Origin of the sequence: Hyphomicrobium facile (assembly GCF_900116175.1) — a bacterium.
GTDB classification, from domain to species: domain Bacteria; phylum Pseudomonadota; class Alphaproteobacteria; order Rhizobiales; family Hyphomicrobiaceae; genus Hyphomicrobium_B; species Hyphomicrobium_B facile.
The window spans coordinates 206,938-229,984 of record NZ_FPCH01000002.1 but is presented as its reverse complement, the minus strand read 5'-3'; the positions used below and the strand labels follow the sequence as shown (position 1 = coordinate 229,984).

Here is a 23,047-nt window from a genome sequence, read left to right as displayed (position 1 = left end):
AGAGAGTTGAAAAAAGCTCATCTGGCTGGTTCGGGAGGCTCAGGAATTATGTCGATTGCCCAGATGATCCGCGTGCATTTGCCGTACCTTCGGCGGTTCGCGCGCACGCTGACCGGCGCTCAGCAAACGGGTGACGCTTATGTTGCCACGCTGCTTGAAAGCTTGGTTTCCACGCCGTCCGATTTTCCAGCGAACATGCCGCCGCGGATGGCGCTCTATCATATGTTTCTGCGGGTATGGAATTCCGTCCGTCTGGACGGACAAGGCGCGGAGGACGGCCCGAATTCTCTCGGCGCCGCCCAGAGGCGCATAAATTCCATAAGCTCGCTGCCGCGGCAGGCCTTCCTGCTGGTCGCGGTAGAGGGCTTCACGTCCTCTGAGACGGCTGGAATTCTGGAAGTCGGCGAGCCCGAAGTTGAAAAGCTGCTCGAGATCGCTGGGCAGGAAATCGCTCACCAGGTGGCGACAAACGTCCTGATCATCGAGGATGAGCTGCTGATCGCAATGGACCTCGAAACGATCGTGACGAGCCTCGGCCACACCGTACAGGACGTCGCGACGACGAAGAATGAGGCGCTCGCCGCGGTCAAACGTCAGATGCCGGGGCTGATCCTGGCCGACGTCAAGCTCGCTGACGGCAGCAGCGGACTGGAGGCCGCCAAAGAGATCGTCGCCGAGCGCGAGGTGCCGATCATTTTCATAACGGCCTACCCCGAGAAGGTCCTGACCGGCGAACGGCCCGAACCGACGTTTCTGATTTCAAAGCCCTTCCAGCGCGACACGGTCATGGCCATCATCAGCCAGGCGTTGTTTTTCGACACCAAAGCCCATCCGAGAACGGCCGCCGCTTAGAATGAGTTGGGCGACCCGCACAGGGGGCGTGCTGGGTCCGTGCTGTGATGTCGTCCGCTGCACCGGCCACGTCGGCGTAGAAAACTTCCTTGTAATAAAGTAACACGGTTGTGAATGCAGCCACCCGCGTTTTTTCGGTAATAGCGTAGGGCAAAAAAGAGAAGGGAGTTACGTCCAATGAAATTCGCACAGGGCCTTGTGATCGCTGGCGCGGTTGCGGGAATGCTAGCCGCTGCTCCGCACGCCGACGCCGCAAGCCTCGCGGTAGGCAAGAAGCTCGAACTCAAAGTCGACGCCGCGAAGATGAACGAAGAGCGGGCGAGGCTCTGGGCCAAGTTCGGGGGCTGGTGCGGAATCAAGGATTGGCATCCGGCAATTGCGAGTTGCGAGGAGGTCACCGAAGGTGACGCGAAATTCCGCATTTTGACGCTCAAGGACGGCGGCAAGATCAAGGAAAAGCTTCTGGACGAGAAGCCGAACTTCTATCGCTACGAGATCATCGAAAGCCCGCTGCCCGTCAAAAATTATCAGGCTCAGTTCGCGCTGACGCCCGACGATGATGACGAGGACGAGATCAACTTTGCCTGGTCGGCGGTTTTCGACGCTGAAGGCAAACCTGATGCGGAAGCCAAGGGCGTCATCGAAGGCATCTTCAAGGCCGGATTGGACAACATCAAAGCGACGGCCGGCGCCAAGGCGGACGACTGACCGCAGGACGGTCTCGCGAAGCTATCGTGCTGAAAGAGAGAGCACGCAAAAAGGCGCCGGTCGATCCGGCGCCCTTTTGTTCACGTCTTCAGCGTCTCGATTGCGAGGCGAATGAGATCGGCGGTGCGGTCAACGCCGAGCTTCACCTTCATCTGCGTGCAGATATTGGCGACCGTCTTGTACGCGATGCCCAGATTGTCGGAAATCGCCGTCATGCTCTTGCCTTGCCCGAGCATTCTCAGGATTTCGACTTCGCGTGTCGAAAGCGATTGCAATGGATCGTCGGATGAAATCTGGCTGACCGCAATGCGAGACGCGAGATCGCGGTCGATGTATTGCTCGCCCGCGCGCACCTTGCGGATGGCCGAGATCAGTTCCTCGACAGGCGCGCTCTTGCTGACATAGCCACGTGCCCCGCCGCGAAGCGCCCGCACGGCGTAGATCGGTTCGTGATGCATGCTGAAAACGACGACGCGAGCCGCACTATCCGCCGCCACGATCCGCCTCAGGACTTCGAGCCCGCCCGCGCCTTCGAGGTTGAGGTCGAGCACGACGACGTCCGGACGCTCGGCCGCGTAAACCGCGAGCGCATCCTCAAGGCCTGCCGTTTCGATGACGGTAGCTTCGAAATGCACGACGAAGAGCTTCCTCAAGCCTTCACGAACGACGCCGTGATCGTCAACGATGAGAATTTTCATGCCGCGCTCTCAGATAGGGGTTCTTGCCGCGCGGCACTGCCGGTCGAGGCGGGGAGGGGGATTTCAACGATCAACATCACACCTTTACCTTCTTCACGATCGGCAATGCTGAGCCGCCCATCGAGCGAAGCAACGCGCTCTCGCATCCCGGGAAGCCCGAAGCCACGTGTTCCTTTTGCAGTAATTCCAGAGCCGTCATCGGTGACGACGACACGCAGCATTCCCTCGTCCGTTCGCCGCGCGGCGAGCCCGACGGACGCCGGTTGCCCGTGGCGAACGGCATTGCTGGTACCTTCTTGCAGAATGCGGAATGCCGTGTCCTCGATCGCAGACGGGTACCGCGCGTCCTCGATATCCATGCGAAATTCGATCTGGGGACGCCGCGCCTTCCAGAAGGCGACGAGGTTCTCCACCGCATGCGTCAGACCCTGATCGATGAGTAGTGCCGGCCTCAGGCGGCTGAGGACACCCCGCAAATGCACCTGCATATGCTGGACGGATTGCCGGATCGCCTTGCTGCGATCGACGGCCTCGTCCGCCGCGCCCCGCGATAGGAGAAGAGGTATCGCCTGCGCGTCGACATCAGCCGCGAACAGAAACGGCCCGATCTCGTCGTGAAGATCGCGGGCGATTTCCGAGCGCTCTTCTTCCTGGACTGTCGACAGCTGTTCGTTGAGCCGCTGGTTCTGCTGCTCGGACTCCTGCAGCTGTCCGGCCATGCGGTTGAAGGCGCGATAGATGAGCTTCAGATCCTGGGGTCCGTCTTCCGGGACGTGCGCCGTATAATCTCCCTGGCCGACGCGGTCGAGCGCCGAGGAAAGCTGCTCGAGTGGCCGCAGCGCTCGCCCCAGAGAGGCGTAGATGAGGGCCAGCACGACAAAGCAAAAGCTCCCGATGATAGTGAACTTCAGTTTGAGATCTTCCCAAACCTCGCCCACCTCGTTGTGAGAGTCTGCAGCGATCGCGATCGTTCCGAATTGCTTCAGTTCACCGGGCATGTCGAACAAGCGCGTGCGCGGTGAGCCGGAAAGCAGCCAATAAAGCCATCTCGGCGGAGGATCTGACGGTGGCGGAAGGCGCGAAGCGCTGGTGACTTTTCCATTAGGAGAGATAAGGCGCACGGAGAGGTGGCGGTCGCCATCAAACGACGAAATGAGCCTGTGCACTTGAGCCGGAGCGTCCGCGCTCGAGCCGATCGTCGACAACGCATCGCTGACGGCGCTAGAGCCGACGTCGATCGCCGACGACATCTCGAGATCGACCTTCCTGAGCCCGTGCCAATAGGTGAGCGCACCTCCGGCGATGAGGCAAAACGCCAAGACGAGCGCGACAAGCGCGAGAAGGCGGCGTCTGAGAGGCATCCGAAAATCGCCAGGATCTGTGTAACATTATAGCTTTGAGCCACACCGCATTGGCCGTCAAGCCACAGTTATATAGGGAAAAATTCCCGAACCGGCTCGCTGGCAGAGAACGTGCATCCATCGCGAGGGCTGGCACGCGAAAGCGCATCCGAGACCGGGAACGTACCGTTTTATGTCAACGTATTTTAAATCTTATGTCTCGAATTTGAACCGCGTGCGTCTCGCAGAGCTGATCGATCATCATCTGGCGCGCGTTCGCCATGGCAAGGTGCGGCTCTCGATTGTGATCAATCCGCTGATCAACCAGCCGCGCGCCGTTAACCCTCGCGAAGCATCAGCTACCGAAACCGACGCCGACACCCATTAACGACGTCGCGTTAACCGCGCTGTCCGAGGAGCTTCGGAATCCGAAGCGGCAGCCGCGTCCGGCGGAACGAGGCCTCTTCATAAAAGTCGAGTACCGCGTCGGTCATCGCAGCGACCGTGAATGTCTGCTCGACCTTTGCTCTGACGCGGCTCGCGCGTTCCGCCGCGGCGTCGAGATCGCCGAGTGTATCGGTAAGAGCGATCGCGAGCGCGTCGACGCTTCCCGGTTCGATGAGCCCCGTATCGGTGCCAGCGACAATCTCGGGAATGCCGCCGACGTTTGTCGCGATCAGGGGAAGCCCAGCCGCCGATGCTTCAAGCACGACGTAGGGAAAGCTCTCCGCCAGTGACGGGACGACCATGACGCGACCGAGCTTGAACGCCTCGCGCGCGGGCATTGCACCGGCGAAATGCACGATGTCATCAAGTCCGAGGCTCGACGCCAAGCTGCGAAGCGCCTCGCTATCCGGCCCGGAGCCGACGATCGTCGCTGTGACGGCGCGTGAAGGTTTGAGCTTCGCGATCGCCTTGAGAAGAATGTCGACGCCTTTGATCTGACGAAGCTCGCCGATGAAAAGCACGTCAGTCGCGTTGGGCAGCGCTGCGGCGCGTTCGAAATCCCGGCTTCCCAAACCGTTCGGAATAACACGCCGGGGCGCCCCCTGCGTTCCGACGTGGGCGGCATATTTGTCGGCGGCGTACTGGCTTTCGAAGATGAGACCGGTCGTCATGGCATCAAGGCTGCGCTCGACGGAGAGGAAAACCCTGCTTTCGAGCGTGCCGGGTTTGAAATTCAAGCTACCGCCGTGCGGTGTGTAGAACGACTTCACATCGCGCCCGGTAACCGACAGGCCGTAGCAAGCAAGGCGCGCATAGGCGCCGCCCTTGGCGCCATGGCCGTGCACGACGTCGAGATCGAGTGAGCCTGCATGCCGGAAAGCGGCGTGAACGGCCGCGAAATCTCCAAGACCCGGCATGCGCTTCATTGGAATGCGCGAAATCCCGAGCGTGAGCTTTGGAGCAAGAGCGGCGAACCTTCCCGCCGTCAGACGGTCCTCTGCTGTGTTGCCGGAGAGAATGCCGACATCGTGACCGCGGTTCGCCTGTTCCTCGGCAAGGTCGAGAACATGGCGGAAGAGGCCGCCCACAGGAGCCCGGAGACAGTGAAGGATCCGCATCTTTTCTCAACTCGACGATTTGTGGGGGAACGGCGGGCGAAGGAAAGGAGAGATCAGAAGAACCTCTCGAACACGTAAACGGTGTCGCTCGGCTTCACGAGATAGTCGGCCGGAACTTCGAGTTCCTGAACGAACCCGTTCTGCCGCCGCTTGATGCGGAAGCTGCGATCGCTGGCGCGCTCGGTGTAGCCGCCTGCGATGGCGATGGCCGTTTCGACGGTCATCCCGGAAACGTAGGGATACTGACCCGCGCTCTTCACTTCGCCGAGGATGAAAAAGGGCCGGTTCTGCTGAATATCGACCGTGACTTGCGGATCTTTGACGAACTCGGTGCCAAGCCGTGAACGTATGAGCTTTTGAAGTTCGTAGGTTGTCTTCCCGCGCGCGCCGATATTGCCGATCAACGGCACGGAAATCTTGCCTTCTTGATCGACGATGTAGAGGCGCGAGAGATTTGGCTGGCCATAGACAAAGATCCGAAGCCGGTCGCCGGTATCGAGCCGGTACGGCCCCTCGTTGTCATCGGCAGCGACCGTGAAGACAGCCGGCCTCCCCCATGCGACGGACTCCGCCGAAGCCGGCACGACCGGAACCGGATATCCGTCCGCCACGGGACCGCTATCGCCGCCAATCCGGGTATTAAGGTGCGCGATGTCCTGATCAGGCGCACATGCCCCTGCAAAGAGCGACAGAGCGGCAGCACAAAACGAGATCAGGCGGACTGACATCAGCAACTTTTCCGGGGCAAATGAACACCCGGAACATTAGGTCCGCGAGGTTAACAAAACCTGAGAAGGTGTATTTTTTCGGTGCGCTTAAGCAGTTGCTAACCTCGAGGACCGCTTACTCTAGCTGCGCTGAAATCCTTGACCGAGCACCACATATGCCGCCGCGAGCCCCCGCTTCGCCCGACGAAATTCAAATGTCGACAGTCTTCGACGCCTTGAAGCGGAAAGGCAGATGGCTCGTGCCTCTGTCCGTCGTGCTCGGCGGCTTGACCTTTGTCGTGCTGATGATGATGGCGCCGCGTTATCAAAGCGAAGCTGAGCTGGCGATCGTTGCGAAAGGCGCCTCAAGCACGTTTTCCGATCCGCGCAGCGCGTCCTCGGGCCCCGATCTCGTCACGACGCGGATGGATAAGGAAGCCATCAACACCCACGTCCGCGCTTTGCAATCGTCCGATCTGATGCTGCAAATCGCCAACGACCTGAAACTCGCTGAGCGGCCCGAGTTCAACAGCGCGCTTGGCCCCGTCGATCAGCTCGACGCCGTGCTCCGCATGATCGGCATCGGCGGTCCCCGCAGCGGCGAAAGCGAACGTGATCGCGTCATGTCGGCATTGCGGAGCCGTCTCGAAGTCTACACGGCGAAAGAGAGCCGCTTCATCGGCATTCGCATGACGTCGATCGACGCAGAACTCGCGTCGAAGATCGCCAACGCGATGGCCGAGAATTACCGCGCGTCCCTCGCCGAGCAGGGCGTGACCGAAATCGATGATCTTCAGACTGTCCTGAAAGCCAAGATCGATAAGCTCGGAGCCGAAGTGGCGACAGCCGAGACCGAGATCGATCGGTATCGCGGCAAGATCGATGGCTTCCGCGGTGGCGCGCAGAACACCGGTCTTAACGAACAGCAGATGTCGGACCTCACCGCCGAACTGTCGCGCGCCAAGGCGGCACGTGGCGAGGCTGATGCCCGCGCCGCATCCGCACGCGAGATGATGAAGGCAGGTACGGCCGACGCACTGGCCGATGTGCAGAAGTCGCCGCTGATCCAGAATCTCGTGCAGCAGCGTGTCCGCATCGAGCGGCAGATCTCTGAACTTTCCGCGACGTTGCTTCCGGCCCATCCGCGGATGCGCCAGCTCAATGCCGATCTCGCAGGGCTGAAGCTTCAGATCGATTCCGAAATTTCCAAGATCGTCTCGAGCCTGGAAAAGGAAGCGAAGGTCGCGCAGGGCCGCGAAAGCAGCATTGCGCAGAGTCTCGCGGATATCAAAAACCGCGTTGTGACGAATGCGCCGGAAGAGGCCCAGCTAAGGCAACTCGAAGCCAACGCGAAAGCCAAGAGAACCGAGCTTGAGAATCTCCAGGCCCAGCTCGAGGCCAATCGCAAGAAACTCGATGCGCGGGCTCAGCCGGTCGAAGCGCAGATTATCTCCAAGGCGCAGGCCGAGAGCGTCCCGATCTTCCCGAAGAAGTTCCAGCTTTCCGCATTGGTGGCGTTCGCGTCGCTGATGTTCGGAACGGCCTGGATCGTTATGGGCGCGCTGTTCCACGGCGTGCCGCCGCAAGGATACCGGAAGCTGAACGCATCGGATCGCCGCCGTTCCGAGCCCCCGCTGTTACGGGAAGAGCCGCTTATCAGCGAAATGCCCGAGACCGAGCCGGAGACCGAGCCGGAGCCCGCTCTCGCGACCGCGCCGGCTCATGCGGCAATTGCCGGTACGACATCCGAGCCCGCCGCGAAGGAAGCGTCGTTCGCGGCTTTCAACGACGGCGAGATGGAAGAATTGGCCGGGCGTCTCAAGGGGCGACGGAGCGTCGGAGGCGGCTTCCGCACGCTGATCACTGGCGAGTCGGACGACATCGTTCCCTATGCCGAAGCGACCGAGCTTGTGAAGGCGCTGGCGAAGAGCGGCGTTCAGCCGATCCTCGTCGACTGGAGCCCGAGCGGCGAAGGCTTTGCTCGTGACGCAGGCCTCGACATGAACGCCGGCTTTAATGATTTGCTGACTGGCCACGCTGGTTTTGAGGACATCATTCAACGTCTTCCGGGAACGACCGCGCACGTTGTCGCGAGCGGCCGAGCCGTGAGCGAAGACGAACGCGAACTCGACATCGATCGCTTGAATCTCGTGCTCGACGCGCTTGACGAGGCCTACGATCACATCGTCGTGGTCGGACGTCACGATGAGGCGCGCAGACTTTTCGAAGGCATAGAAGGCCGCTTCGATGCCGGAATTACCGTCGCGTCCTCCTTGCGGAAAGCGGCGGAACCTGAAGATCGCGACGGCACGTTCCTCGGCTTCGAAGTCGCCGAAATCGACGTCATTCGTTACGAGCGGCGTGAGGCCGTAGCGCCGGCGCTCATGCAACGCTTGGCGCGCGTCACGCAGAACCAGGCAGCCGCGGCGCGTCAGGCGTAGCGTTAGTCAATCGAGTTTGAGTAGGGGCGTATGGGGCGCAGAACGAACGAGTTTTTGAAAGCGACCCTTGCTGCTCTTCACTATTCCGGGGCGGCCGGTATCGCGTCCCGCAATATTCCCAAAGCCGGCGTCATTCTGATGCTTCATCACGTGACGCCGGAGAAGCCGCGAGGCTTCGAGCCCAACGGCATCCTGAAGGTCACGCCGGAATTTCTCGATGCCGTGATCGATACCGTACGCGGCGAGGGCTTCGAGATTACCGGGCTCGATGATGTCAAAGCGCGGCTCGAGAACGGTCGCTCGGCTCGAAAGCCGTTTGCCGTTTTCACGCTCGACGACGGCTACAAAGACAATCTGGATTTCGCCTATCCCGTCTTCAAGCGCCACAACGCGCCCTTCACCATCTATGTGCCGACAGCCTATGCGGACGGCGAGGGCGATCTCTGGTGGCTGGTACTGGAAGAAGCGCTGAGGCGGCTTCCGAACGTCAAAATCGATCGCGATGGCGTGCCACATATTTACGCGCTCGGGACCGATGCTGAAAAGACGGCCGCGTTCGAAGACATCTACTGGTGGCTTCGCCGGATGCCGGAGGCGCGTGCTCGCGCCATTACCCGCAACCTCGCTTCGCAAGCGGGCTTCGATCCGCTGGCGCTCTGCCGAAAACTGGTCATGAACTGGGACGAGATCCGCGCGCTCGCGCGCGATCCGCTGGCCACGATCGCCGCCCACACGTGCAATCACTTCGCGCTCGCCAAATTGCCATTGTCCGAGGCGACGCGCGAAATTGCCGACAGCGTGGCGCGCGTAGGCGAAGAGCTCGGCCAGCCTTGCCGGCACTTCAGCTATCCCTACGGCGACGAGGGAAGCGCGGGCGAGCGAGAATTCGAAATCGCCCGGAATCTTGGGATCGAAACCGCCGTCACGACACGCAAGGGTCTCGTTGACAAATCCAATGTTTCGACGATGACGGCGCTGCCGCGTCTTTCCCTCAACGGGGATTTTCAGGATCAGCGCTCAGTCAAGGTGTTGCTCTCAGGTCTACCCTTCGCGCTCCGGAACGGTGTTAAGCGTGCGCTCTCTCCACTGCGGCGCGGCGGCCTCGCGCCGTCACGCGTCGGGGCGTTGCATCCAGGCGATGAGCCAGCCGGCGGGTAGAACCCAGAGAAGCCCGGCGACGACGTAGTAAATGAGTTCCACGGTCGTGCTGACATTGCGGACTTGTAAGACGACCGCGACTGCGACTGCCAAGACCGCATAGGCGGTGATCAGCAATAGTAGAAGGACCGTGCCCACGAGTTTCCTTTTGCGTTGCGTCATCTGTTTTGAAATAGCCCCTGAACCCTGGATTTCCGTTCTGCCGCGCCTCATGGGCGCATTTGCCCTGTGCGCATGAAGGAGTATCACACGCCCTTCAAGACGGCCCGAGGATATGTCTGAGCAATGACGACTGCGCAACTTTCTGTAAAACGAGAAGCCGCTGCAACGCTTGGACGAAACTCCGGCAATCGCGCTGTGTCGCTTTGGCTGTGGTTCGTCGCATTGCTCGTTTTCGCGATGGTCGTCGTCGGTGGCGCGACGCGGCTGACGGAGAGCGGATTGTCGATCACGGAATGGCAACCGCTTCTCGGCGCGTTTCCGCCGCTCACTCACGCCGATTGGATGACGGCCTTCGAGAAATACAAGCAGATCCCTCAGTATACGGCCCTGAACCACGGCATGTCGCTGGAGGACTTCCAATTCATTTACTGGTGGGAGTGGGGCCACAGGCTGCTTGGCCGCCTCATCGGCGTCGTTTTCGCATTGCCGCTCGTATTCTTCTGGTGGACCGGCCGGCTCGATCGCGGGACCGGAATGAAATTCCTAGGCATCCTCGCGCTTGGCGCGCTTCAAGGTGCCATCGGCTGGTACATGGTGAAGTCGGGTCTGAGTGACCGCATCGAAGTCAGTCAGTATCGTCTCGCCCTGCATCTCACGACGGCTTTCATGATCCTGGGCCTGCTTGTCTGGCTCGCGCTCGATGAGTGGCCGGCAGAGCCCTACGTTACCGGTGAAATTGCGACGCCGCTCATAAAGCGGATGGCTTCGATCATCGTCGCCGCTGTTCTCGTACAGGTGGTTCTCGGAGCGTTCGTCGCGGGCCTCAGAGCCGGGCTCATCTACAATACGTGGCCGACGATGGACGGCCAGTGGTTCCCGAGCGACTATTGGGTCAACCCCGCATACTTGAGCTTTTTTGAAGGCCACGCCGCCGCGCAGTTCAACCACCGTGTGGTGGCGTACATCGTCACCGCGCTCGTGCTGGTACAAGTCTGGTTGACCTACCGGACGCCGGTCGACGATCGCATTCGCCTCAGCGCGCTTTGGCTTGGCGGAGCGGTCATCCTCCAGGCTGTGCTCGGCATCGCGACGCTTCTCGCGCACGTGCCGCTTCATCTCGGCCTATTGCATCAGGCTGGCGGAGCGGTCGTGCTCGCGATAGCCGTCGTGCACCTTTATGCGACGCGGCGAGCGGGAATAGAGCCGCGCGATTTCTCTAGTCGAGGCCGAGCATCAGCTTAGCCGGCAATCATCCACGCGGAGACGGAAGAACTTCAATTCCCCTCCCCTTGACGGGGAGGGGTTAGGGGTGGGGTGAAAGAACCGGGTGGGGCGAGAGAACCGGGTGGGGTGAAAGAACCGGCGTTGTCTCGGCGGAAAACGACGGGCTCTAATTTAGGCCGAGCATCAGCTTGATGTTCTGAACCGCGGCGCCGGCGGCGCCCTTGCCGAGGTTATCGAGCCGGGCGACGAGCACGGCCTGATTGAGTTCGGGCTTCCCGAACACGAAGATTTCGAGCCGGTCGGTGCCGTTCAAGGCCTCCGCTTCGAGCCGGCCGGCTTTTGCCGCGGGCCCTGTAACGACGCTCACGAAGTCCGCCGATTTATAGTAATCGCCGAACACGGCTTCGATGTCGGCGAGGCTCGGGCGGCCGCTCAGGGCATCGAGGTGAAGCGGCACCGAGACGAGCATGCCCTGCCTGAAGTTGCCGACGCTCGGCACGAAGATGGGCCGCCGCGTCAGGCCCGAATACTTCTGCAGCTCCGGAACGTGCTTATGCTCGAGGCCGAGGCCATAAAGCTCGAACGCGGGCGCGGTTCCCGCCTCGTAGGCTTCGATCATGCTCCGCCCGCCGCCGGAATATCCCGACACGGCGTTGACGGTGATGGGGTAATCCGGCTCGACGATACCCGCTTCGACAAGGGGCCGAATGAGCGCAATCCCGCCCGTCGGATAACATCCGGGGTTGGCAACGCGAGCGGCAGTTCTAATGGCGCCGGCCTGTCCAGGTGTCATCTCGGCGAAGCCATAGACCCATCCGTCGGCAATCCGATGGGCTGTCGAGGCGTCGACGATCTTCGGAGCGTTCGGGCCAAGCTCGTCCGCGAGCGCCACCGTTTCCCGCGCCGCGTCGTCCGGCAGACAAAGCACGACGAGATCGACATTGCTCAGCATTTCGGCGCGCGCGGCACGGTCCTTCCGCTTCGCCGGATCGATGCTCTTGACCTCGATCTGCGCGACGCCCGCGAGCCGCTCGCGGATTTCGAGGCCCGTCGTGCCCGCCTCGCCGTCGATGAAGACGCGCGCAAGTTTGGTTTTCGTCGTTGCCATGGCCGTCATTTTAACCGCCGAAGCCAAGCCGGTGCTTGATGCCCTGCCAAAGGGTTTCCGAACAGCCGACGCCGTAGGCCTCGCAGAAGATGCGATGGCTGTCACGATAGATCATATCGGCTGCCACGTAGAGAATGATAAGGAGGCCGAACCAGGCAATCCAAGGATACTGGGCAAGAAGCTTGGCGATAAACGTTGAGGCGACGGCCATCAGGATGATGGCGAAACCGAGCCCGATCACCAGCACCAGCGTGGATTCGCCCGCTGCGCCCGCGACCGCCAGAACGTTGTCGAGCGACATCGACAGGTCGGCGAGGATGATGGTCCAGAGCGCACTCCAGAACGTCGTCTGGTTGGGGATAGGGGCATTGGAGGCGAGGTTCTTTTCCACCTCATGGATCGAGTGCGTGTCGGCCTCGACAATCTGCTTGTACATCTTCCAGCAGACGAAGAGCAGAAGGAGGCCACCGGCAAGCGTCAAGCCGATCACCTGCAACATCTGCTGCGCGATGCTCGAGAAGATGATCCTGAGGACGACCGCTCCGAGAATGCCCCAGAAGATCACCTTGGCGCGCATCGACTTTTCAACGCGCGATGCCGCCATGCCGACGACGATGGCGTTGTCGCCCGCGAGCGTCAGGTCGATCATCAGGATGTTGAAGAGCGCGACGGCATGGGTGCGCCACCACTGGGGTGATACGAGATAGCCGACGTCCGTAACGAGAGTCGAAAACAGCTCATGTAAGCCGTTCAGCAGCCAATCCATCGTATCCCAAATCCCTCATAGCCACGGCCGAGCCGCGCTGGCACATGGAGCCGTATGTGGCACTGGGGCGGCAGGTCCGCAACCCGTCTGCAACATGAAATGAAACAGCCCGCCGGTTGGGCGGGCTGTTTTTTGTCTCAGGTATCCGGAGCGGATTAGCGCTTCGAGAACTGGAACGACTTGCGGGCCTTGACCTTGCCGTACTTCTTACGTTCGACGACGCGGCTATCGCGGGTCAGGAAGCCCTGCTTCTTCAGGACGCCACGAAGGTCCGGCTCATAATAGGTGAGCGCCTTCGAGATGCCGTGACGAACCGCACCGGCCTGACCCGAAAGTCCGCCGCCTGCGACAGAAATACGAATGTCGTATTGCGTCGAGCGGTTGGCGAGGTTAAGCGGCTGCTGCAAAAGCATCTGCAGCACGGGACGGGCGAAATAAGCCTTGAAGTCCTTGTTGTTGACCGTGATGAGGCCCTTGCCGGGCTTCAGCCAGACGCGGGCAACGGCGTTCTTCCGCTTGCCGGTTGCGTAAGCGCGGCCAAGCTTGTCGAGCTTCTGCGTCCGGACAGGCGCTGCCTGCGGCTCGGCGCCCTTGACGGTGGCAAGATCGGCCAGGGTCTTTGTTTCAGTAGCCATGGATCTCAGACCCTCACATTCTTACGGTTGAGCTTCGCGACATCGAGCTTTTCCGGGTTTTGCGCCTCATGGGGATGCGCGCCGCCCTTATAAACTCGGAGGTTGCGCATGATCTCACGATGCAGAGGACCGCGTGCGAGCATGCGCTCGACGGCCTTCTCGATGATCCGCTCGGGATGCTTGCTGTCGAGGATCTGGCGCGGCGTGCGCTCTTTGATGCCGCCCGGGTAGCCGGTGTGCCGGTAGTAGACTTTGTCTTCACGCTTGGCGCCGGTGAAGACGACCTTCTCGGCGTTGATGACGACGATGTTGTCGCCGCAGTCAACGTGAGGCGTGTAAATCGGTTTGTGCTTGCCCTTGAGGCGCGTCGCGATGAGAGCAGCAAGTCGGCCGACAACGAGCCCTTCGGCGTCGATGAGAACCCACTTCTTCTCCACCGTGGCCGGCTTGGCGACATAGGTAGACATTATTGAAGCTCCTTGGCGGATGGCTGCGCACGCTTCAAACGTCTACTGCGCGCTGCATTCCGAGAAGGGGCGTGCATACGCGAAAACGCGATCGCGGCGCAAGAGAAATCTGGAAGACAACGGAATATCGTTTTAAATCAATCGATTAGTCAATGAGGTAATATAATACCGCTATGTGGTATTATTCTACCGTCAAAGGCGCTGCGCCCGCAGCGCTTCCTCCTTGTTCATTTGCGATAAATCCAGCATGCGATAGACCTCCGGACGAATTCGAGGCGACACCCTCCCGGAAATCGGAACTAAGAGGTGTGCAACGTTTCTTATTCTTGTCTTAGTCGGCGTATCAGTTCGAACGGTAAATCACGCTCGCGGGCTGCGAGCGCAATGTGGAGCAACACGATGGCGGTCTCTCTGACCCGTACGGCGGCTGGCGTTATCATCGGAGCATTTGGCCTATGCGCGGCGATCGCGATGGCGTCAGCTCAGGACGCGGCCGCGCCGCAAGGCGCGCCGGCCGAGCAAGGCGCCCCCGCTGCGGCTGGCGGCAATCCGCCCTCGCAGGATGACGTGAAGCAGATCAAGCTGACGGACGAGCAGGTGACGCATTTCATCGCCGCTCAAAGCGATCTCGCATCCATCGCGTCGAAAATTCAGTCGGCCGGCGACAAGCCCGACCCGGCGCTCCAGGCCGAACTCGAAAGCATTGCGACGAAGCACGGCTTCGCCAACTTCGCCGAGCTCGATGACGTGGCGGCCAACATATCGATCGTCATGGCAGGGCTCGACAGCACGACCGGAAATTTCGTCGATCCCGTTGACGCGCTGAAGAAGGAGCGCGACGACGTTCAGAAAGACAAGAGTATTCCGGAGGCCGACAAGAAGCAGCTTCTCGATGAACTGAACGAAGCGATCAGCACGACGCCGAACCTCAAGTTCAAGGAGAACGTCGAGTTGGTGAAGGCACACCGCGCCGAAATCGAGAAGGCGTTGCAGTAGTAGGACAAGCGCGCGCCTTGCGGCGGTGAGGTGGCCCAAAAATTGGCCAGAGCATTGGCCTTGGAATTTGTGAGTCCTCTCATGCAAGATCTTTCGCCAGCCGGCGCGCCATTGCTCCTGACCGACGTCGTCGAGCCCGGAGTTGTCCGCCTGACATTGAACCGACCCGAGGCGCGAAACGCTCTTTCGCGCGCTCTGCTCGATAACGTGCATGCGGCGATCGTTGAGCTCGGTCGGGACAAGTCGGTCGCCGTCATCATCCTTGCTGCCGCGGGTAAGGTCTTCTCGTCCGGTCACGACCTGAAGGAAATGACCGCGCACCGCACCGACGCCGACTGTGGCGAAGCCTTTTTCCGGGACACCATGACCGCGTGCTCGGCAATGATGCGCGGCATCGTCGCCTGCCCGAAACCGGTCATCGCCGCCGTCGAGGGACGCGCAACGGCGGCGGGCTGCCAACTCGTCGCCACCTGCGATCTGGCCGTTGCCGCCGCGTCGGCGGACTTCGCGACGCCCGGCGTCAATATCGGACTGTTCTGTTCGACGCCCATGGTCGCGCTCTCCCGAAATGTTTCCCGGAAGCGCGCGATGGAAATGCTGCTCCTCGGTGAGGCGATCTCGGCGACCGACGCGGTTGCCTATGGCCTCCTGAACCGCGTCGTGCCGGATGGCGATGTGATGCGAGAAGCCCTGAGTATGGCGCGCGCGATTGCAGCGAAATCGAAAGCGACTGTCGCGATCGGCAAGGCCGCTTTCTACAGGCAAGCCGAGCTGCCGCTCGATGAAGCGTACGCGTACGCCAGCGAAGTGATGGTCAAGAATATGATGGAAGCCGACGCGGGCGAGGGCATCTGTGCGTTCCTCGAAAAGCGCAAGCCCGAATGGAAGGACAGCTGAATTGGAGCCGCGAATTTCATTTGTCACGCTCGGTGTCGCCGACGTCGGAAAGTCTCGCAAGTTCTATGAGGCGGTAGGCTTTCGCGCGTCCGCCGCAAGCAAGGCGGAAGTCGCGTTCTTCGACCTCGGTGGAATTGTTCTTTCGCTGTTCGGCCGCGAAGACTTGGCGAACGATGCAGGCGTGTCCGCCAGCAAGCCTGGATTTTCCGGCGTATCTCTCGCCCACAACGTCAACTCCGAAGCCGAAGTCGATCTGGTTCTGAAGGAAGCTGTCTCCGCGGGGGCAAAGCTGTTGAAGCCCGGTCAGAAGGTTTTTTGGGGCGGATATTCCGGCTACTTCGCCGATCCTGACGGCCACCTTTGGGAGGTTGCCTACAACCCGTTCATGTCGCTCGACGCAGAGGGCCGAGTGTCTATTCCGGCACCCGCATGATGACCATCGACGGGTTGAGCGACGACGAAATCCGGAGCCTCCTGAAGCGCGTGAAAACGTTCGCCGTCGTTGGTGCGTCGCAAAAGTCCGCACGCCCGAGCAACGGCGTCATGCGCTTTCTGATCGGCGAGGGCTATGTCGTTAAGCCCGTCAATCCCGGCATCGCAGGCAAAACCATTCACGGCCAGACGGTTTACGCGAGGCTCGCCGACGTGCCGGCACCCGTCGATGTTGTCGATGTGTTTCGCGCGCCGGAGGCAGTGACGGACGTCGTGCGCGACGCGATCGCGGTCAAGGGAAGCACGGGCGCAAGCGTGGTTTGGATGCAGCTCGGCGTCATTAACGAAGAAGCCGCGGCGATGGCTCGTGCTGCCGGCTTCACCGTCGTGATGGACCGTTGCCCGAAAATAGAAATCGCCAGATTGATGCTGAAAGGCAAATGTCGAACAGACTGACGCGCCCGACACTGGGAAACCTCTTGGAAAGCGGACGGGGCGCCGTTCTCAGCCGCGGCATCCTGACATTCTAAATCTTCAGGGCGAGCATGCCTAAGTAAACGCGTTGCCAGACACAATACGGCTCGGCTGTTCCCTTAGGAACATCGCTGGGCCAAGCAGAGGTACGAGACTTTGCGTTCCCTCGGCAAATGAGGCATATGCCTTTGAAGACCCCGGAGCCACGGTAACAATGAAGTCGGGTACCTTGACGTCTGTAAAACTGCCAGCGGATTGGTCGGTGGAAACCATTCTCCCGATCGAATTCCAGGGACAAGAGCTGATGCTCGAAGCCCATGCCTATCGCGGAGAGACCGATGAAGAGCAGATTTTGGCGCTCGTGCATCGCGATGCGGCCAAATTCAACGGTTCAGCGCCGATCCCGGTGGTTCGCGTTCATTCCGGCTGCGTGACGGGCGATATCTTCCACTCGCTGCGCTGCGACTGCTACCAGCAACTCCAGGCCGCTTTGAAGATCATCTCCGATGTGCCCTATGGCGCGATTATCTACGTGCCGTACCACGAAGGGCGCGGCATCGGCCTGTTCAAGAAGATCCAGGCTTATGCGCTGCAGGACCAGGGGCTCGATACCGTCGAAGCCAACATCGAGGTCGGCGCGCCGATCGATAGCCGCGATTATGGCCTGACCGCGCGCGTGCTGGCTGACCTCCAGATGCCGGAGATCAAACTTTTGTCGAACAACCCGGCAAAGGAGCAGGCGCTTAAATCGCACGGCATCCGCGTCGTCGAGCGGCTGCCCATCGTCGCCATGCCGAACAAGTTCAACAAGCGCTATCTCGAAACGAAGCGCGCCCGCATGGCCCACAAGCTCTAGGCAACGGACGCTAAGCGATCGGCTCGCGTGGTTTCTCGGTCGTCTTCGGAACGGTGAACCCGCCCTCTGCGACGAGACGCGAGAAGAGGCCGCCACGTTCCGCAAGTTCGACGAACTGCCCGCGCTCCACGATTTTACCCTGATCGAGCACCAGGATCTGATCGGCATCGGCGACGGTCGAGAGCCGATGCGCGATGACGAAGGTCGTGCGGCCCGCGCGCAGCGTATCGAGCGCCCGCTTGATCTTGGCTTCTGTCTCTGAATCGAGCGCGCTCGTCGCCTCATCGAGAATGAGGATCGGCGCATCCTTCAAAATGGCGCGCGCAATTGCAATGCGCTGACGCTCGCCGCCCGACAGCGCCAGACCCCGTTCCCCGATCACGAAGTCGTATCCACCGGGCTTCCGCATGATGAAGTCGTGCGCTTCGGCGAGACGGCTCGCATGCTCGACTTCCGCATCCGTCGCACCGGGTCGGCCGATGCGAATGTTTTCGCCGATGGAACGATTGAAGAGCCCGGCGTCCTGAAAAACGACGGCGATCGCGCCTCTCAAAGATTGCAGCGTAACCCCGGCGATATCCTGATTGTCGACCAAGATGCGCCCGGATTTTGGCTTCAGGAAACGTTGCAGCAAGCCGATCGTGGTCGACTTGCCCGATCCCGTCGGGCCGACGAACGCAATCGTTTCTCCGGCTTTGACTGAGAACGAAAGATCGCTGATGCCCTGCGGTGCGCCCTCGTAGCGAAAGCTCACATCATCGAAGGTGACCGCGCCTTCGACGGTGCGAAGCGGTTTGGCGCTCGGTGCATCGACAGGCGCGCCTCCTTCATCGATGAGCCGGAACAACGCCGTGAGCGTCGGAGCCTGCTGGTCGATCCGCACCGCAAATCCTGATAACGCGTCGAGCTTCGATATCAAGAGCGCCGCGAAGGCGACGAAGCTGACGATCTCGCCGACGGTCAGCTCGCCGCGCCCGGCGAGGACGGCGCCCGCGGAGAAGATAATGACCATCGTCAGGGTCGCGGCTGAGCGCTGCAGGACGGTCAGCACGCCCCACCACGTCAGCACTGGATATTGAGCGGCGAGAAGATCGTTCGCCAATCCTCTGAGCGCATCGGCTTCAGCCTTGAGACGCCCATAACTCTGCACGACGGTCACGTTTCCGATGACATCGACGACGCGGCTGGAAAGCGCGGTTTCGTGCTCCTCGACGGCCGCTTGGCCAACGGCCGTACGCTTGACGACGACCACGTGCATCAGCGTGTAAACGGCAGCGAGCGTCACCAGAATGACCGACATCCGGACGTCCATCGCGAACGCCGTCGGCACTAGCAGGATGATGCCGAAAACCGTCGCCAGCTGCTCGCGCATGACGCCGAGCCAGAGCCAAAACAGCGCACTCATTCCGGAAAGGATCGTCCGTATAGTCGCCCCCGACCCGCGCGTGGCATGTGAACTTTGCGGCAGGGCGATCGTTTTCTCGAAAATGCTTGCGAGGTGAGCCAGCTTCTGGCGATGCGCAAGGCGATCCGCGTTTATCCCGACGATGACGCCGGCGAAGATCCCGAAAAGACCGAGAAGCGCCCAAAGTCCGATATAGAAAAATGCGCTTTCGCCTTTGCTCAGGGCATCCACAACCCGCCCGAACAGGATGGGTTCGGCAAGCTGGGTAACCGCGATCACCACGCCTGCTGCCGCGAGCCCCATGGCGAGGTATTTTTCGGGAGCTAAAAGAGCGAGCGCGCGCGTATAGATTGCAATGAGGCCAAGCGGCTTCGAATTCATGATGGGATGCTATGTAAGATGAGAGGAAACGAATGCCCTTAGCGAGGAGTGCGAAATCTCGATGGCGGCCCGATGGCGCTACGATCATTCGACTGCGTTATATCACTCCGAGATCTCATGACATCCGGCAAAATTAGTAAGGAAGGTTCTGCGCCGCGCCGTGGCGGCAAATCCGCTCGTGCGGGCGAGCTGCCGCAGTCGATCTTCGATCCCATCGTCAATGCGCCGGCGGACCGGCCGTTCATCATCGCGCAGCTGGGCCAATCCCTCGACGGACGAATTGCGACGGGGAGCGGCGACTCGCGCGGAATTAACGGTGCCGCCGCCCTGGATCACCTGCATCGGCTGCGGTCCAAGGTCGATGCCGTCGTAGTTGGGATTGGAACGATCATAGCCGACGATCCGCAACTCACCGTCAGACGCGTCGACGGTCCGCAGCCGGTCCGCGTCATCATCGATCCGAGAGGACGCCTTCAGGCATCCGCACGCTGCCTCGCGACGGGTGAAAGCGCCTGCCTCGTCGTGACGAGCAGTGGAGGGCTCGTGCCGAAAGGCGCCGAAGGGCTCGTAATAAAAGCCGCCGCGCAGCGGATCGAGCCTGCCGACATCGTCGAAGCGCTTTTCAAGCGAGGGCTTAAGAAGATCCTGGTGGAGGGCGGGGGAACGACGATCTCGCATTTCATCAATGCCGGGATAGTGGACCGGATTCATATCCTGGCCGCGCCGCTGATCTTGGGTTCCGGAATTCCCGGACTGTCACTGATGCCGATCGACAGCGTCAACGAGGCGATACGGCCGGAAACCACAGTGCACGTTCTTGACGGCGGCGATGTGCTGTTCGATTGTGATCTGAGGCATCAGCGGCGAGGCTAAAGCATGGCCCAGGATCCCAAGTACGATCTCCCGACGTACACGCCAGTAGCGCGCGGTTTGCATTGGTGGATCGCGTTGCTCGTCTTCATCCAGCTACCGCTCGGCTTTTACATGGCGTACCGGGGCAACGAAATGCCCGGCGTCAATGAAAAGGGTGAGCCGGTCAAGGGCGTCTGGGATGCGCTGACGGACACTCTCTATAGTTCGCATAAAGTCATCGGGCTGACGATATTGCTCTTTGTCATTCTGCGCCTGCTCTACCGTTTGACTCGTGGAGCACCGCGTTCCGATCCGACCGTTCCACCCGCGTTGACCGGCATTAGCCATTTCGTCCATTGGGCGCTCTATGCGCTGCTGATCGCCGTTCCGGTTATCGGCTACAAGGCGATTTCCTACGGCAACTATCTCGACGTCTTCGGAGTCCACCTCCCGGCAATCAGCGAAAAGAACGAGAACCTCGCTAAGGAAGTCTTCGAGTGGCACGAGACCGGAGCGATCCTGATCATCGTATTCGCATCGATACACATCGCAGCCGCCGTCTATCATCGGTTCATTCGCAGGGACCGGGTCGTCGAGCGAATGATACCGAAGCGGGTAGTCTAACCGGCGGCCGGTTTCAGGGTGGCGCAGCGAACACGTCGGTGTGTCCGACAAACGCTGCGGTCCGCGTAACGTTCACCCAACCGACAACGGCCTTCGCGTCGACGCCGCCGCTTTCGGTCACGGCGACCGCATATCCGCGGATCAATTCGTCTATCAGCATCCGGTCGTTGCGCTCGAGCCGCCATGGGCTGTCGCCCTCGACGACGACGTGCCCGTTGATGCGGAATTGATCGACCAGGTGCGAAGGCGCGAGCGGTCCTGCGGCCGGACCGAAACCTTTGTCCCGCATCTGGTGACGCTGAAAGGCTGCCGTCATTTGATTGTCGGCGGGCCGGTGAGGCGTCCACTTTTGCAGGCCGTTGTAGGTCAGCGTCGCGTAGAACGCCGCGCCCGCAGCAGTGACGGCTTTCGCCAGCGTCCGTATGTAGTCTTCCGACGTCAGATCGAAGAAGGCTGACGCTGTGACGAGCTGAGGCTTCTCGTCGAGAAGCATTTGCGTGTCGCGGGCGAGATCGGCGGTCTTGAAGGTGACAGTGATCCTGAGGCGGCCCTTTTCGAGCAGCAACGTCTCGCCGGTTTCCTCGTGGCGGTCTGCCCATTGAATGAGCTTGGATTTCGCCACGTCTAATAAGGCCGGGTCGTGATCGACGAGCGTCCATGTCTGCCGCTCCGGCAGCAAAGCCGACGTCGCCCTGAGATTGGCGCCGGTGCCGGCTCCCAAATCGAGAATGCGGAGATCGCCTCTGAGCGCAAAGCGTGCTGCCACCGCATTGGCAACGCTCGCGTTACGCGCGCGCGCGTCGGCGGCTTCGCGCAGGTCAAGCCATTCGGGCGAGAAATCGCTCACGGGCGTAATCCAAGAATGACGGCTGCAATGCGCCGCGCTGTTTCGTGCCAGGTCGGCAAGGTGCGGCCCGCTTCCCAGGCCGCATCGGCAAGCCGGTCGCGAAGCTTCTTATCGGTCAGCGCGCGCTGCAGCGCCGACGTGAGCTGGCCGACGTTGCCCGCCTCGACGTGAAGCGCCGCCGCTTCGCCCGCCGTATCGGCCGCAGCGCCCCCGGCAGCCAGCACGATCGGCAGGCCGCGAGCCATCGCTTCGGCCAGAACCATGCCGTATCCTTCGAACAGCGATGCCGAGACGAAGAGATCTGCACAATCGTAGAACCGGTCGAGCGTCGCCGGCACGACTTTGCCCGCGAGGGTGACGCGATTTTCAAGGCCGTGCTTGGCTATTGCATTTTGAACAGCCTCGACAGCCTGCTGATGACGGTCGAGCGCGCCCGCGATCGTCAACCGCCAATCGATTGTGTCGAGCGGCGCGAGAGCTTCGACGAGAAGGTCGTAACCTTTGCGCGGCATGACGGCGCCGACGGCCAGAATCTGCAACGGCGCGCCGGTGCCGGTCGCCCGCTGCGCGGGGTCCGTTCCAGGCTCCGCGATCGTGATCTTATCGGGCGAAATCGCCATGTGCTCGGTGAGGATGCGCTTCGTCGCGCGGCTCGTCACGATGATGTGGTTGGCGCGCTCCAGCGCCCGCTCTTCGCTGGCTTTGAGCTCGACCTTCCGCGCGTGCGGCAACCCGGTTTCAAGAAACAGCGGATGATGGACGAGGCCGATGACGCGTCCCGGAATCTTACCGAGAATCGTGTCGGGAAAAGCGCCGTAGGCGAGGCCGTCTACGAGCAGCACCGAATCCGCATGCCGCGTCTCGAGAATGCGGCGCGTTTCGTCCAGATCGTTCGCATCCGGATTTGGAAACGAGCCGGGCAGCGAGAGAACCGATACGGGAACGCCGAACGCAGGCAACAGCTCGATCACGCGGCGATCGTAGGCATAGCCTCCGGTCGTCGCTTTCAGATCTCCGGGGATGGCGAAAACGGCTTCAGCCACCGATCGGTCCCTCGTAGCTGGCGCGCGCCAGGTCGGTTTCCGACAGCGTCACGCGAATTCGTGCAAGCGTTTTTCCTTCCTCGCCAAGCGCACCCGAAGCGGCGGCCTTGGCGATGCGGTCGAAAATATATTTGCAGAGAAATTCCGTCGTGGTGAGGGCGCCCTTGAATTGCGGAAGCACGTCGAGGTTCTGATAGGCGAGCGGCTGCAGCGTCGCGCCGAGCACGCTCAAGGCCGCGCCGATATCGACGACGACGTTCTGCTCGGTCAGTTTTTCACGAAAGAACGCAACGTCGACGACGTAGGTCGCACCGTGAAGGTTCTGCGCCGGTCCGAAAAAGGGATTGGGCAGCGAATGGGCGATCATGATGCGGTCGCGAACTTCGACGGAGTACATGGATGGCTTCAA

At 61.0% G+C, this 23,047-nt stretch carries 26 protein-coding genes; 13 read left to right on the top strand and 13 right to left on the bottom strand.

Annotated features, from left to right (window positions below):
• Positions 1-48 precede the first annotated feature (48 nt).
• Positions 49-852, top strand: a complete 804-nt coding sequence (locus BM399_RS08225; RefSeq protein ID WP_092866965.1) for a response regulator — start codon at positions 49-51, stop codon at positions 850-852.
• A 177-nt stretch (positions 853-1,029) separates the two neighbouring features.
• On the top strand, positions 1,030-1,560 hold the full coding sequence (locus tag BM399_RS08220) for an SRPBCC family protein (protein WP_092866963.1): 531 nt from the start codon (positions 1,030-1,032) through the stop codon (positions 1,558-1,560).
• 80 nt (positions 1,561-1,640) lie between these two features.
• On the opposite strand, the gene BM399_RS08215 is transcribed toward BM399_RS08220, so the two are convergent.
• Positions 1,641-2,258, bottom strand: coding sequence for a response regulator (locus BM399_RS08215; RefSeq protein WP_092866961.1), 618 nt, complete (start codon positions 2,256-2,258; stop codon positions 1,641-1,643).
• Positions 2,255-3,619 carry a sensor histidine kinase gene (locus tag BM399_RS08210; protein ID WP_092866959.1) on the bottom strand — a complete coding sequence of 455 codons (1,365 nt, stop codon included), beginning with the start codon at positions 3,617-3,619 and terminating at the stop codon, positions 2,255-2,257. Before BM399_RS08210 ends, BM399_RS08215 begins: the two co-directional genes overlap by 4 nt.
• Positions 3,620-3,791: 172 nt before the next feature.
• Between BM399_RS08210 and BM399_RS20900 the strand changes: the two genes are divergently transcribed.
• Positions 3,792-3,986 carry a hypothetical protein gene (locus BM399_RS20900; protein WP_143111370.1) on the top strand — a complete coding sequence of 65 codons (195 nt, stop codon included), beginning with the start codon at positions 3,792-3,794 and terminating at the stop codon, positions 3,984-3,986.
• A 10-nt stretch (positions 3,987-3,996) separates the two neighbouring features.
• On the opposite strand, the gene BM399_RS08205 is transcribed toward BM399_RS20900, so the two are convergent.
• Together BM399_RS08205 and BM399_RS08200 are read right to left on the bottom strand one after the other, a co-directional pair.
• Positions 3,997-5,163: a glycosyltransferase family 4 protein gene (locus BM399_RS08205; RefSeq protein WP_092866957.1), complete on the bottom strand. Its 1,167-nt coding sequence runs from the start codon at positions 5,161-5,163 to the stop codon at positions 3,997-3,999.
• 53 nt (positions 5,164-5,216) lie between these two features.
• Entirely contained in the window at positions 5,217-5,891 is a 675-nt protein-coding gene (locus BM399_RS08200) for a polysaccharide biosynthesis/export family protein (protein ID WP_092866955.1), read from the bottom strand.
• 194 nt (positions 5,892-6,085) lie between these two features.
• Between BM399_RS08200 and BM399_RS08195 the strand changes: the two genes are divergently transcribed.
• Together BM399_RS08195 and BM399_RS08190 are read left to right on the top strand one after the other, a co-directional pair.
• The gene (locus tag BM399_RS08195) at positions 6,086-8,311 is read left to right on the top strand and encodes a GumC family protein (RefSeq protein ID WP_244531152.1); all 2,226 of its coding nucleotides are present in this window, start codon (positions 6,086-6,088) and stop codon (positions 8,309-8,311) included.
• A gap of 30 nt (positions 8,312-8,341) precedes the next feature.
• A complete protein-coding gene (locus tag BM399_RS08190; RefSeq protein WP_092866951.1) occupies positions 8,342-9,469 on the top strand; it encodes a polysaccharide deacetylase family protein in 1,128 nt (375 codons plus the stop codon).
• On the opposite strand, the gene BM399_RS08185 is transcribed toward BM399_RS08190, so the two are convergent.
• Positions 9,422-9,631, bottom strand: coding sequence for a DUF2842 domain-containing protein (locus BM399_RS08185; protein WP_092866949.1), 210 nt, complete (start codon positions 9,629-9,631; stop codon positions 9,422-9,424). The two genes, BM399_RS08190 and BM399_RS08185, sit on opposite strands and share 48 nt — an antisense overlap.
• Positions 9,632-9,754: 123 nt before the next feature.
• On the opposite strand from BM399_RS08185, the gene BM399_RS08180 reads away from it, so the two are divergent.
• Positions 9,755-10,873 carry a COX15/CtaA family protein gene (locus BM399_RS08180; RefSeq protein ID WP_092866947.1) on the top strand — a complete coding sequence of 373 codons (1,119 nt, stop codon included), beginning with the start codon at positions 9,755-9,757 and terminating at the stop codon, positions 10,871-10,873.
• Positions 10,874-11,021: 148 nt separating this feature from the next.
• On the opposite strand, the gene argC is transcribed toward BM399_RS08180, so the two are convergent.
• The 4 genes from argC to rplM form a co-directional block, all read right to left on the bottom strand.
• Positions 11,022-11,963, bottom strand: coding sequence for an N-acetyl-gamma-glutamyl-phosphate reductase (gene argC / locus BM399_RS08175; RefSeq protein ID WP_092868123.1), 942 nt, complete (start codon positions 11,961-11,963; stop codon positions 11,022-11,024).
• A gap of 10 nt (positions 11,964-11,973) precedes the next feature.
• Complete coding sequence (locus BM399_RS08170) at positions 11,974-12,729, bottom strand: TerC family protein (protein ID WP_092866945.1); 756 nt, start codon at positions 12,727-12,729, stop codon at positions 11,974-11,976.
• Between the two features lie 155 nt (positions 12,730-12,884).
• A complete protein-coding gene (gene rpsI / locus BM399_RS08165) occupies positions 12,885-13,364 on the bottom strand; it encodes a 30S ribosomal protein S9 (protein WP_092866943.1) in 480 nt (159 codons plus the stop codon).
• A 5-nt stretch (positions 13,365-13,369) separates the two neighbouring features.
• Complete coding sequence (gene rplM / locus BM399_RS08160) at positions 13,370-13,831, bottom strand: 50S ribosomal protein L13 (protein ID WP_092866941.1); 462 nt, start codon at positions 13,829-13,831, stop codon at positions 13,370-13,372.
• A 399-nt stretch (positions 13,832-14,230) separates the two neighbouring features.
• Between rplM and BM399_RS08155 the strand changes: the two genes are divergently transcribed.
• The 5 genes from BM399_RS08155 to BM399_RS08135 all read left to right on the top strand — a co-directional run bounded on the left by BM399_RS08155 (position 14,231) and on the right by BM399_RS08135 (position 17,486).
• Positions 14,231-14,827 carry a hypothetical protein gene (locus BM399_RS08155; RefSeq protein WP_092868122.1) on the top strand — a complete coding sequence of 199 codons (597 nt, stop codon included), beginning with the start codon at positions 14,231-14,233 and terminating at the stop codon, positions 14,825-14,827.
• An 81-nt stretch (positions 14,828-14,908) separates the two neighbouring features.
• Positions 14,909-15,724, top strand: coding sequence for an enoyl-CoA hydratase (locus BM399_RS08150; RefSeq protein WP_092866939.1), 816 nt, complete (start codon positions 14,909-14,911; stop codon positions 15,722-15,724).
• 1 nt (position 15,725) lies between these two features.
• The gene (locus BM399_RS08145) at positions 15,726-16,157 is read left to right on the top strand and encodes a VOC family protein (RefSeq protein WP_092866937.1); all 432 of its coding nucleotides are present in this window, start codon (positions 15,726-15,728) and stop codon (positions 16,155-16,157) included.
• Complete coding sequence (locus tag BM399_RS08140; RefSeq protein ID WP_210186967.1) at positions 16,157-16,612, top strand: CoA-binding protein; 456 nt, start codon at positions 16,157-16,159, stop codon at positions 16,610-16,612. Before BM399_RS08145 ends, BM399_RS08140 begins: the two co-directional genes overlap by 1 nt.
• Before the next feature lie 232 nt (positions 16,613-16,844).
• Positions 16,845-17,486, top strand: coding sequence for a GTP cyclohydrolase II (locus BM399_RS08135; protein ID WP_092866935.1), 642 nt, complete (start codon positions 16,845-16,847; stop codon positions 17,484-17,486).
• Positions 17,487-17,496: 10 nt separating this feature from the next.
• On the opposite strand, the gene BM399_RS08130 is transcribed toward BM399_RS08135, so the two are convergent.
• The gene (locus tag BM399_RS08130) at positions 17,497-19,272 is read right to left on the bottom strand and encodes a glucan ABC transporter ATP-binding protein/ permease (RefSeq protein WP_092866933.1); all 1,776 of its coding nucleotides are present in this window, start codon (positions 19,270-19,272) and stop codon (positions 17,497-17,499) included.
• 117 nt (positions 19,273-19,389) lie between these two features.
• Here BM399_RS08130 and BM399_RS08125 point away from each other — a divergent pair, with 117 nt between their 5' ends.
• Positions 19,390-20,145, top strand: coding sequence for a RibD family protein (locus BM399_RS08125; protein ID WP_244531151.1), 756 nt, complete (start codon positions 19,390-19,392; stop codon positions 20,143-20,145).
• A 3-nt stretch (positions 20,146-20,148) separates the two neighbouring features.
• A complete protein-coding gene (locus BM399_RS08120; protein WP_092866931.1) occupies positions 20,149-20,748 on the top strand; it encodes a cytochrome b in 600 nt (199 codons plus the stop codon).
• A gap of 13 nt (positions 20,749-20,761) precedes the next feature.
• Here the strand turns inward: BM399_RS08120 and BM399_RS08115 are convergent, their stop codons facing one another.
• The 3 genes from BM399_RS08115 to BM399_RS08105 are packed head-to-tail and all read right to left on the bottom strand — an operon-like array spanning position 20,762 to position 23,035.
• The gene (locus tag BM399_RS08115) at positions 20,762-21,595 is read right to left on the bottom strand and encodes a small ribosomal subunit Rsm22 family protein (RefSeq protein WP_092866929.1); all 834 of its coding nucleotides are present in this window, start codon (positions 21,593-21,595) and stop codon (positions 20,762-20,764) included.
• Positions 21,592-22,638: a glycosyltransferase family 4 protein gene (locus BM399_RS08110; protein ID WP_092866927.1), complete on the bottom strand. Its 1,047-nt coding sequence runs from the start codon at positions 22,636-22,638 to the stop codon at positions 21,592-21,594. Before BM399_RS08110 ends, BM399_RS08115 begins: the two co-directional genes overlap by 4 nt.
• On the bottom strand, positions 22,631-23,035 hold the full coding sequence (locus BM399_RS08105; protein ID WP_092866925.1) for a 6-pyruvoyl trahydropterin synthase family protein: 405 nt from the start codon (positions 23,033-23,035) through the stop codon (positions 22,631-22,633). The genes BM399_RS08110 and BM399_RS08105 overlap by 8 nt, the downstream gene beginning before the upstream one ends.
• Positions 23,036-23,047: the final 12 nt, after the last annotated feature.

Coding starts and splice junctions, on each gene's coding strand:
- BM399_RS08225 (WP_092866965.1), top strand. CDS start 49: ATGTCGATTGCCCAGATGATCCGCGTGCATTTGCCGTACCTTCGGCGG.
- BM399_RS08220 (WP_092866963.1), top strand. CDS start 1,030: ATGAAATTCGCACAGGGCCTTGTGATCGCTGGCGCGGTTGCGGGAATG.
- BM399_RS08215 (WP_092866961.1), bottom strand. CDS start 2,258: ATGAAAATTCTCATCGTTGACGATCACGGCGTCGTTCGTGAAGGCTTG.
- BM399_RS08210 (WP_092866959.1), bottom strand. CDS start 3,619: ATGCCTCTCAGACGCCGCCTTCTCGCGCTTGTCGCGCTCGTCTTGGCG.
- BM399_RS20900 (WP_143111370.1), top strand. CDS start 3,792: ATGTCAACGTATTTTAAATCTTATGTCTCGAATTTGAACCGCGTGCGT.
- BM399_RS08205 (WP_092866957.1), bottom strand. CDS start 5,163: ATGCGGATCCTTCACTGTCTCCGGGCTCCTGTGGGCGGCCTCTTCCGC.
- BM399_RS08200 (WP_092866955.1), bottom strand. CDS start 5,891: ATGTCAGTCCGCCTGATCTCGTTTTGTGCTGCCGCTCTGTCGCTCTTT.
- BM399_RS08195 (WP_244531152.1), top strand. CDS start 6,086: ATGTCGACAGTCTTCGACGCCTTGAAGCGGAAAGGCAGATGGCTCGTG.
- BM399_RS08190 (WP_092866951.1), top strand. CDS start 8,342: ATGGGGCGCAGAACGAACGAGTTTTTGAAAGCGACCCTTGCTGCTCTT.
- BM399_RS08185 (WP_092866949.1), bottom strand. CDS start 9,631: ATGACGCAACGCAAAAGGAAACTCGTGGGCACGGTCCTTCTACTATTG.
- BM399_RS08180 (WP_092866947.1), top strand. CDS start 9,755: ATGACGACTGCGCAACTTTCTGTAAAACGAGAAGCCGCTGCAACGCTT.
- argC (WP_092868123.1), bottom strand. CDS start 11,963: ATGGCAACGACGAAAACCAAACTTGCGCGCGTCTTCATCGACGGCGAG.
- BM399_RS08170 (WP_092866945.1), bottom strand. CDS start 12,729: ATGGATTGGCTGCTGAACGGCTTACATGAGCTGTTTTCGACTCTCGTT.
- rpsI (WP_092866943.1), bottom strand. CDS start 13,364: ATGGCTACTGAAACAAAGACCCTGGCCGATCTTGCCACCGTCAAGGGC.
- rplM (WP_092866941.1), bottom strand. CDS start 13,831: ATGTCTACCTATGTCGCCAAGCCGGCCACGGTGGAGAAGAAGTGGGTT.
- BM399_RS08155 (WP_092868122.1), top strand. CDS start 14,231: ATGGCGGTCTCTCTGACCCGTACGGCGGCTGGCGTTATCATCGGAGCA.
- BM399_RS08150 (WP_092866939.1), top strand. CDS start 14,909: ATGCAAGATCTTTCGCCAGCCGGCGCGCCATTGCTCCTGACCGACGTC.
- BM399_RS08140 (WP_210186967.1), top strand. CDS start 16,157: ATGACCATCGACGGGTTGAGCGACGACGAAATCCGGAGCCTCCTGAAG.
- BM399_RS08135 (WP_092866935.1), top strand. CDS start 16,845: ATGAAGTCGGGTACCTTGACGTCTGTAAAACTGCCAGCGGATTGGTCG.
- BM399_RS08130 (WP_092866933.1), bottom strand. CDS start 19,272: ATGAATTCGAAGCCGCTTGGCCTCATTGCAATCTATACGCGCGCGCTC.
- BM399_RS08125 (WP_244531151.1), top strand. CDS start 19,390: ATGACATCCGGCAAAATTAGTAAGGAAGGTTCTGCGCCGCGCCGTGGC.
- BM399_RS08120 (WP_092866931.1), top strand. CDS start 20,149: ATGGCCCAGGATCCCAAGTACGATCTCCCGACGTACACGCCAGTAGCG.
- BM399_RS08105 (WP_092866925.1), bottom strand. CDS start 23,035: ATGTACTCCGTCGAAGTTCGCGACCGCATCATGATCGCCCATTCGCTG.